Raw genomic sequence first — 1658 nt, 5'->3', positions numbered from 1 at the left:
CGCCTCGGCCGCGGCGCGGGATCCTGCTCGGAAGGCTTGCTGCTGGTCATACGGGCGATGCTCCTGTCGTGCCCGCCCACAATATCTGATCAATTCGGGGCGTCTCACCCAACGATGTCAGAGAGGGCTTCCCCATCAGTCCTTGGGTGTGCGGGAGCGGGCCATGCGGGCCGCGAGGCGGCGGGGAGCGTGGTGCACGGCGGTCGCGTAGAGCTTGAAGTGCCGACCGGCGATGCTTCGCGGCTTCCTGCGCCGCAGGTCCCTCATGGCCTGATCGACGACCTGGTCGACGGACAGCCACATCCAGACCGGGATGGTGTCGATGTGGGGCGCGTTGGTGTGGGTGAAGCCGGGGCAGACGGCGAGGACGCGCACGCCGTGGGGGGCGAGGTCCCGGCGGAGGGACTCGCTGAAGTGGATGAGCCAGGCCTTGGCGGCGCCGTACGTACCCGCGGGGAGCAGGCCGGCGACGGACGCGATGTTGAGGATGGCACCCTTGCCGCGCGCGACCATACCCGGGATGGCGGCGTGGGTGAGCCGGAGAGGCGCGCGGACGAGGAGATCGAGCATGCGTTCCTCGTCGGCGAGCGGGCTGCGGGGATAGGGCTCGGGGAGGCTGTGGCCGGCGTTGTTGACCAGGACGCCGACGGCGGTGGAGGTGAGGTGTTTCTCCACGGTGGCGCACCCGTCCGGGGTGGCGAGATCCGCGCTGATCGTGTCGATGTGGACGCCGTAGCGGTCGTGGAGCTCGGCGGCGGCCTTGTCGAGTCGGGCTTGGTCGCGGGCGACGAGCACCAGGTTGTGGCCGTCTGCGGCGAAGCGGCGGGCGAAGCCCAGGCCGATGCCGGAGGAGCCTCCGGTGATCAAGACGGTGGCCATGCGGGATGTCCTTGGCGGGTGAGAGGCGGTGGGATTACGAGGTGGAGGCGGGACGGGACATGGCGGTCCAGTGGCGGGCCATCGCCAGGAGCAACGTCGCATCGCCCCGGTCCAGGCCGGGCAGCGGGTGAAAACCGGTGGCGGTCTCCCCGGCGAGTTTGGCGCGTCTGGCCTGTCCCAGAGCGTCGGCCAGGGCTGCGGCTGCCGTGTCGACGGCAGGGATGCGGAGCTTCTGGGCGCGTTGCGCGGCACGCTCGTAGGTGTGCGGGGCGAGGTGGGACTGCAGATGCAGGATGGCGTCGTAGGTCTCGATGATCTGCCTGTGTGCCTGCAAAGCGAGAGGTGCGCGGAGTCGGACGACCTCGCGAAAGCGGGTGGGTTGAGGAGGGACCAGCGATACGGCGGGGACGGCCGCGGACAGATCCCGCCAGAGGGGCCACAAGATCCACACGACGCGGGCCTCGCCGACGAGTCGGGCCGCCCTGGTGGCGGTCGGCACCAGCAGGGTGAGAGCCCGCGAGACACCGTGGAGATTGATCAGCACCGCCAACCACGGCAAGGCGTCCGGGATCCGGATGTAGAGGTGGATGACGTAGCCGGCCCAGTAAGCCACGGCCAGGACGCTGCCAAGGGCGAATAGCCACAGGGACCAGCAATGCCGGTGACTTAGCGCGTTTGCGCAGGTGGCGGTGGGTGCTTGGTGATGGTGAGCGTGTATCGGACGTTGGCCTCGGTGTAGCGGGTGCCGCGTTTTTTGACTTCGAAGGTGTTCTTGATCG

Annotated in this window: 2 protein-coding genes; both read right to left on the bottom strand. The window is 69.1% G+C overall.

The annotated features are described in order from the left end of the window. Nucleotides 1–135: 135 nt before the first annotated feature. Nucleotides 136–879: an SDR family NAD(P)-dependent oxidoreductase gene (locus tag RM590_RS35350; RefSeq protein ID WP_311708916.1), complete on the bottom strand. Its 744-nt coding sequence runs from the start codon at nt 877–879 to the stop codon at nt 136–138. A gap of 34 nt (nt 880–913) precedes the next feature. Continuing rightward, nucleotides 914–1492, bottom strand: coding sequence for a DUF6545 domain-containing protein (locus RM590_RS35345; RefSeq protein ID WP_311708915.1), 579 nt, complete (start codon nt 1490–1492; stop codon nt 914–916). Nucleotides 1493–1658 lie beyond the last annotated feature (166 nt).

It is taken from the genome of Streptomyces litchfieldiae (assembly GCF_031845365.1).
GTDB classification, from domain to species: Bacteria; Actinomycetota; Actinomycetes; order Streptomycetales; family Streptomycetaceae; genus Streptomyces; species Streptomyces litchfieldiae.
Note: the sequence above shows the minus strand (reverse complement) of the source record. Positions and strands in the feature narration are given on the sequence as shown.

Coding starts and splice junctions, on each gene's coding strand:
- RM590_RS35350 (WP_311708916.1), bottom strand. CDS start 879: ATGGCCACCGTCTTGATCACCGGAGGCTCCTCCGGCATCGGCCTGGGC.